We start from the raw sequence: 7,196 nt of genomic DNA, 5'->3' as shown, positions 1-7,196 counted from the left end.
CCTAGGCTCGCTCGCCATGGAAAGCACCCTGCGTCAGCTGACGGCGTACGCGGCCGTCGCCCGGGCGGCGAGCTTCACGGCGGCCGCCAGGCAACTCCACGTCTCCCAGTCGCAATGTGTTCCTGCTGGGACGCCACGTGCTGCCGCAGCTGCACCAGATCCGCGTACAACGGGCTGTCCACCATCTTCTTGTCGGAGTCTCCGTGCTCGCCCATCGTGCCCCCCCGTCGCTGCTACACGTTGCCGAAGGTGCCGCCGGTGCCTGCGGAAAGCCACGGCGCCACCCACCGATCCTAGGACCAATTGTCCAGCTCAGGCGCGCTGTTGCGGGATTGCGACGCAGCGCGGGGTACTTCGGCACATCAGATGTGTCGGCCGGCGGCCGGGGCGGCGCCTCAGGCCACCGCGGCCACAGCGGGGTCACTTGATGGGCACGAACCGCCGCTCGCCCGTCTCCGGGTCGGGTGCGCCGAGGTACTGCTGGCTGACGACGTGATCCTCCTTGTTCCCCACTTTTCCCTCGAAGCCGAAGGGGATGCCCTCGATCGTCACCTTGGCGCCTGCTTTGATCTCGGAGGCGTTGCCCTGGTAGGTGACGGCGCTCACCTGCCCCCGGCTGTGAGCCAGTTCGGCGAAGGCATCCGCGTCGGGGGCCGGCGGGCCGGACGGGACGCCGGGGTTGATCAGGGCGGAAGTGGGCGGCGCCTGCAGCCACTTGCGGGCGGCGGCCTGCTCGTCGGGGGCTGCGCCGATCGGCACGTTGACGGTCACGACCTGGGCGCCCGTCACTCCGGTCTTGTAGGAGCCGGAGACCTCCGCAACCTTGCCGGTCAGCTCGCCGCCGAACTGCCCGTTGAGCTTCCCCTCCACCGTCCGGATCAGGCGGACAGCGGTGATGTTGGTGTTGGGGTCCGGATTGTTCTTGTCCCGGACCACCTGGATCGTGCCGTTGAGGACCGTCCCGGCTTCGGCCTTCAGCCCCTGACCCCTGACAGCCGAAAGGTCCACGCTGAAATCCCGGCTCTCCGTCACCGAGGGCCGTCGGGGATCGACAGTGCTGGTGACGGTGGAGACGTTGCCGGCGAACTTGACGCTGGGGGTGACGTTTCCGCCTCCGAGTTCGAGGGTCGCCTCCGTCCCCAGCGTTCCCATCTTGATCTGTGGCTGACCGATCCGCTTCAGAATCTTGTCGATCTCCATCGTGGCGACGCCCATGGGGTTCCCGTCGGCGGGCCCCAACTCCTGCTGACGCAGCAGGAACACCTGGTGGATGTCGTCCTGGAGCCGGTCGGCGTCCGCCTTGCTCTTGAACACCCAGGTGTCGCCGATCTCCAGCTTGACCCCGGCGCTCAGCGTCAGATCGCCTTCCTCGACCTTGACCCCGGCCTGCCCGTTGTTGATCATCGTGACGCGGTAGGTGCCGTCGTTCATCTGCTCGGTACGGAACGCGAATCCCTGGCCCAGCTCGAAGATTCCGAGCTGGAGTTTGACGCCTCCCGAGCTCTCCTGGCTGGAGGTCTTGTAGGGCATCACCTTGTAGTAGGCCAGGTGCTGCGCCTGCTGCAGGATTTCCGGCGGCAGTCCCTTGAGGGTCTCCAGCACCTCCGGCTTCAGATACAGATACTGCTCACGCTGCGCGGGCGTCAGACCGGCCCACCACTTGGCGACGGCGCCCTCGCCCGCGTCCCGCTTCGGTGTGGCGTTGAGATCGACCAGGCCGGCGTCGAGCAACGCGGCCCCGTCCAACTGGGCGCCCAGCGGGGCGGCACCGGCGACCTGGTCCAGGCGGTCGCACCGGCTGCGGATGTCGGCCGCTGTCCGGCGGAGGAACGGATCGATGGAGCCGGGCATCGGGCCGGCGGCGAGCGCGTCCGCCGACATCGACGACGGGAAGAGCTCCACGGGAAAGTCGGTCACGCTCGACGTACTCGGCAGCGGCAGCGGCGGGTCACCGGGCAGCTGGACACTGGTGAGCACCGGGGCGAGCTCCGGGCTGGTGCTCACCTGCTGCGGTGCCACGTCCCCGGCCGCCGCCTGAAGGATCTGCGTCAGTTGCCGGTGCATCGGCGCCATCTCGCCGGCCACCGTGTCCAGGTGCCCGGCGAGCTCGCGCACCCGTGCGGGATCAAGTCCTTGGAACCGGCCCATCAGCCACCCCCCGTACCGGCCGCCGCGGCTTCCTTCTCGAGCAGATCGGCCTCGTGCTCCCAGCGCTGTGCGCTGGAGCGCAGCCCATTGGCCATGCCCTCCAGCGAGCTGTTGTAGTTGCGCAGCGCCCCCGTGACACGCTCGGCGTAGGGGCCCTGCCATACGCCGTCGGCGCTGGCCTTGGCCACCCCCGAGTCCAGCGTGGACGCCAGCGAACCGGCCAGGGTGCGGGCCTGCCCTGCGTGCTGCCGCAGCCGTCCGGCCCGTGCCCGCGCCTGCTGGGGCGTCTCCCCCGGTCTCATCGCTCCCAACGTTCCCCCTTGGTCCGTGATCAGCCAACGTTGAGCGGATACCGCGATCGTAGGACGAACTGTGCGATCCTGGCGCGCTGTTGCATGATTGCTACGCAGAGCAGAGCGCATCAGTGCAATGGCCGACGAGTCTGGGACGTGGACTGCACCGCGGAAGCGTGGAGTGCCACGCGCAACGGACGACGGCCGACCCCGGGGGAGCTCATATGGAACTGCGGCTTACCGCCGCCGATGCCGCGGGCGGGCGGCGCGCGGACCTGCTGGTGGATGTCGAGCCCGACGCCGCCGTCGGCTCTGTGGCCCAGGAGGTCGCCCGGCACTTCGGCGGCGGCAGCACGCCGGGCGGCGAATCCGGCGCACCGGGCGGCGAAGGAAGCACGCCGGGCGGCGAAGGAAGCGCGCAGCCACCCGCCCTGTACGTCAACGGATACCCCCTCGATCCGGCCGTCCCGGTGGCCGCCTCGCCCGTACGGGACGGCGCGACCGTCTCCGTTGGGGCGCCCGGCGCCTGCCAGCCGCCGGAGGCGCAGGGCACCGTGGAGGTGCGGGTGGTGGGCGGCCCGGACGCGGGGCGGGTCCACCGGCTGGGCCCGGGCGTGGCCGTGGTCGGCAGCGGGCCCGAGGCGTGGGTGCGCCCGGCGGACAGGACGCTGCCCAGCTCCGCGTTCGAGATCGACGTGGCCGTGGACGGCACGGTGACCGTCGCCCCGGCCTTCGGCAGCGGCGTCACCATGGACGGCCGGCAGCTGGAGCAGCCCGAGGTGTGGCGGCAGCGCGGCGTCGTCGCGGCCGGGCACTCGCTGTTCGAGCTGCGCGAGCCCACCTTCCCGGACGCGGCGCTCAAGCCCTCGCAGGACGGTACGGGGCTGGACTACAACCGGCCGCCGCGGATCAAGCCGTCCGCGCGCAAGACCCAGTTCCAGCTGCCGTCCCGGCCCAAGCAGTCGGAGACGCGGCCGCTGCCGTGGGCGGTGGCGCTGGCGCCGCTGCTGGCAGCGGTGGCGATGGTGGTGCTGCTGGGCAGCGCCATCTATCTGATCATGGCGGTGCTGACCCCGGTCACGCTCGTCGCCAACCACTTCTACGACCGCCGTCACGGCAGGAGTTCGCACCGGCGCAGGCGCCGCGAGTACGAGCAGCACAAGGTCTCCATCGAGTATCAGGCACGCAAGGCGATGGCCGAGGAGACCGCCGCGCGCCGGCTGGCCTGCCCCGACCCGGCGGAGCTGTACGTCGTCGCCACCGGCCCGGGGCAGCGGCTGTGGGAGCGGCGGCTGGAGGACGACGACTACGGCGTGCTGCGCGTCGGCACCGGCACACTGCCCTCCGAGGTGGAGGTCAGCGACCCCAACCAGCAGGAGCACCGGCGCACCGAGCCGCGGATGCTGGCGGAGGTGCCGGTGAGCATTCCGCTGCGCACCCACGGCATCCTCGGCGTGGCGGGCCGCGGTGAGCTGCCCCGCGCCGTCGGGCGCTGGCTGGTGGCGCAGGCTGCGGTGCTGCACAGCCCGGCGGACCTCAGCGTCTGTGTGCTGACCGACCCGTCGGGCCGCGAGTGCTGGGAGTGGGTGCGGTGGCTGCCGCACGCCCGGGGCCGCGAAGGGCACAACGGCCACAACGCGGTGGCGCTGCTGGGCACCGAGATGGAGAGCGTGGCCCGCCGGATCAGCGAGCTGCTGGCGCTGCTGAGCGCCCGTCAGGAGGCTGCGGGGGAGCGTTCGCCGGGCGCCGACGACCAGTGGCGCGGTCCGTCCGTGCTCGTCGTCCTGGACGGTTCGCGGCGGCTGCGGGCGCTGCCCGGGCTGACCCAGCTGCTGCGCGAGGGGCCCCGCTTCGGGATCCATCTGGTGTGCCTGGACGCGGACCGTGGGCTGCTGCCCGAGGAGTGCCGGGCCTTGGTGGAGGAGGACCACTTCGGGCTGCTGCAGGTCTCGCAGTTCGGCGAGAACCCGGTGCAGTCGGTACGGCCCGACTGTGTGCGGCCCGGCTGGTGCGAGTCCGTCGCCCGCGCGATGGCGCCGGTGCGCGATGTGAGCGAGAAGAAGTCCGGCGCCCTGCCCGACTCCTGCCGGCTGCTGGACCTGCTGGAGCTGGAGCCGCCGTCCGCCGCCGCGATCACCGCACACTGGGCGACGGGCGGCAGGTCGACCGCTGCCATGGTCGGCGCCTCCTTCGACGGCGCGTTCACCATCGACCTGGTGCGCGACGGGCCGCACGGGCTGGTCGCCGGCACCACCGGCTCCGGCAAGTCGGAGCTGCTGCAGACGCTGGTGGCCTCCCTCGCGGTGGTCAACCGGCCGGACGCGATGAACTTCGTGCTGGTCGACTACAAGGGCGGCGCCGCGTTCAAGGGCTGCGAACAACTGCCGCACACAGTCGGCATGGTGACCGACCTCGACTCGCACCTGGTGAAGCGGGCACTGGTCTCGCTCGACGCCGAGGTCAGCCGCCGCGAGCGGATCCTGGAGCCGGTCGGCGCCAAGGACATCGAGGCGTACGAGCGGGCGGCGCGCCGGGATCCGTCGCTGGCGCCGCTGCCCCGGCTGCTGATCGTCGTCGACGAGTTCGCCTCGATGGCACGGGAGCTGCCGGACTTCGTCACCGGCCTGGTCAACATCGCCCAGCGGGGCCGCTCGCTGGGCATCCATCTGATCCTCGCCACCCAGCGGCCCGGCGGCGTGGTCTCGCCCGAGATCCGCGCCAACACCAACCTGCGGATCGCGCTGCGGGTGACCGACACCTCCGAGAGCCAGGACGTCATCGACGCGCCCGACTCCGCGTACATCTCCAAGAACACCCCGGGCCGGGCGCTGGTGCGGCTGGGCGCCAGCTCGCTGCTGCCGTTCCAGACGGGGCGCGTCGGCGGGCGCAGGCCGCAGACGGCGGCCGAGCACACCACCGAGCCGTGGTCCGTACCGGTGGAGTGGCCGGATCTGGGCCTGCCGGCGCCCACCCGGCCCAAGCCGCAGGGCCGCTCGGACGACGACCCGCTGACCGACCTGGCGCTGCTGGTGGAAGCGGTGGGCGAGAGTGCGGCGGCGCTGAAGTGCGCGGAGCCGTACCGCCCGTGGCTGGAGCCGCTGGCCGACCTGGTGACGGTGGCCGAGGTGCCCCGACCGGCAGCCGTGCGCCGCGACGACGTGCCGCCCGCGGTCTTCGGCGTCACCGACGTACCGGCCCGGCAGGCCCGCGAGCCACTGCTGCTCGATCTGGTGGACGGCGACCATCTGCTGCTGGTCGGCGGGCCGCGCTCGGGCCGCTCGACGGCGCTGCGCACCATCGCCGCCTCGCTGGCCGACGTCGCCTCCCCTGCCGACGTCCATCTGTACGGCGTGGACTGCGGCGCCAACGCACTGGTGCCGCTCTCCGTGCTGCCGCACTGCGGCGCCATCGTCACCCGGGACCAGACCGACCGGCTCACCCGGCTGCTGGCCAGGCTCCAGGCCGAGGTCTCCCGCCGCCAGCAGATCCTGGCGCGGGCAGGCGCCGCCAACGTCGCCGAGCAGCGGGCTTCCGCCGTCTCCCCGGAGGAGCGGCTGCCGTGGATGGTGCTGCTGCTCGACGGCTGGGAGGGCTACACCGCCGCCTTCGAGTCGTACGACTACGGCAAGCTCATCGACGCCATGACCCAGCTGTTCCGCGAGGGGCCTTCCGTCGGGCTGCGGGTGGTGATGACCGCGGGGCGCAGCGGCCTGTCGGGCGTCGTCTCCTCGTCCTTCGGCGACCGGCTCGTCCTGCGGCTGGCCGACCACAACGACTACACCACGGCCGGTATGACGACCCGGGACATCCCCTCCCACCTCCCGCCCGGCCGCACCCTGCGGCCCGGCGACGACGGAGTGCTGGAGAGCCAGATCGCGCTGCTGGACCAGGACCCCTCCGGCCAGGCGCAGGTGGCCGCCATCCGGCGGATCGCCGAGCAGGCCGGCACGGCGCACGGCCGCCCGCCGCGCGGCCTGCGCCCCATGCGGGTGGACGCCCTCCCCGGGCGGGCGACCACGAGCGAGGCGCTGGCGCTGGACCCGGAGTTCGCACCGCCGTCCCCGCTGTGGGCGCTGGTGGGCGTGGGCGGCGACGAGCTCGCGCCGCTCGGTGTGGACCTGCCGCAGCACGGCCCCGGCTTCGTGATCGCGGGCCCGCCCAAGTCGGGCCGCTCCACCTCGGTGTGCGCGGCGGCACGGTCACTGCTGCGTGCGGGCGTGCCCCTGGTCGCCGTCACCCCCAAGCGCTCGCCGCTGCGCGAGCTGGAGGGCGAGCCCGGAGTGCTGGGCGTGGTACGGGAGACGACGGACGCCGCGCCGCTGCAGGAGTTGCTGGACCGGGCCGCCGAGGCCGGCCGGTACGCGGTGGTCGTCGACGACGCCGAGCTGGTCTACGACACGCCGCTGGACTCCGTACTGGAAACGGTGGTGCGCAGCGGTGTGGACGGCGGCCACGGGCTGGTGGCCGCCGGCACCACCGACTCGCTGACCTCGCAGTACCGCGGCTTCGTCCGGGAGGCCAGGCGCGCCCGCAGCGGGCTGCTGCTCTCGCCGCAGAACAACTCGGAGGGCGAGCTGTTCAACATCCGGCTGCCCCGTGCCACCGCCTCCGGCGTCGCGGGCCGCGGACTGCTGGTCCTCAGCGGCGAGATGCTGCCGGTGCAGGCGGTCACGGACAACTGACCGCCCGCGCTCCGCAGGCGAGTGAGCCCCGCAGGCGAGTGACCCGCACACGCGGACGGGCCGCAGCCGTTTC

General features: G+C 72.6%; 4 protein-coding genes. 2 read left to right on the top strand and 2 right to left on the bottom strand.

The genetic code is table 11. The features are described from left to right. The first annotated feature begins 16 nt into the window (after positions 1-16). The gene (locus ITI46_RS36160; protein WP_372452120.1) at positions 17-496 is read left to right on the top strand and encodes a LysR family transcriptional regulator; all 480 of its coding nucleotides are present in this window, start codon (positions 17-19) and stop codon (positions 494-496) included. On the opposite strand, the gene ITI46_RS32110 is transcribed toward ITI46_RS36160, so the two are convergent. Then, positions 421-2,148 carry a hypothetical protein gene (locus ITI46_RS32110; protein ID WP_209243464.1) on the bottom strand — a complete coding sequence of 576 codons (1,728 nt, stop codon included), beginning with the start codon at positions 2,146-2,148 and terminating at the stop codon, positions 421-423. The two genes, ITI46_RS36160 and ITI46_RS32110, sit on opposite strands and share 76 nt — an antisense overlap. Further along, complete coding sequence (locus ITI46_RS32105) at positions 2,148-2,459, bottom strand: WXG100 family type VII secretion target (protein WP_209243463.1); 312 nt, start codon at positions 2,457-2,459, stop codon at positions 2,148-2,150. Before ITI46_RS32105 ends, ITI46_RS32110 begins: the two co-directional genes overlap by 1 nt. A gap of 206 nt (positions 2,460-2,665) precedes the next feature. Here ITI46_RS32105 and ITI46_RS32100 point away from each other — a divergent pair, with 206 nt between their 5' ends. Further along, entirely contained in the window at positions 2,666-7,123 is a 4,458-nt protein-coding gene (locus ITI46_RS32100) for an FtsK/SpoIIIE domain-containing protein (protein ID WP_209243462.1), read from the top strand. Positions 7,124-7,196: the final 73 nt, after the last annotated feature.

Source organism: Streptomyces oryzae (assembly GCF_017676365.1).
Lineage (GTDB): Bacteria > Actinomycetota > Actinomycetes > Streptomycetales > Streptomycetaceae > Streptomyces > Streptomyces oryzae.
This window is presented reverse-complemented; position numbering and strand designations above follow the sequence as displayed.

Coding starts and splice junctions, on each gene's coding strand:
- ITI46_RS36160 (WP_372452120.1), top strand. CDS start 17: ATGGAAAGCACCCTGCGTCAGCTGACGGCGTACGCGGCCGTCGCCCGG.
- ITI46_RS32110 (WP_209243464.1), bottom strand. CDS start 2,148: ATGGGCCGGTTCCAAGGACTTGATCCCGCACGGGTGCGCGAGCTCGCC.
- ITI46_RS32100 (WP_209243462.1), top strand. CDS start 2,666: ATGGAACTGCGGCTTACCGCCGCCGATGCCGCGGGCGGGCGGCGCGCG.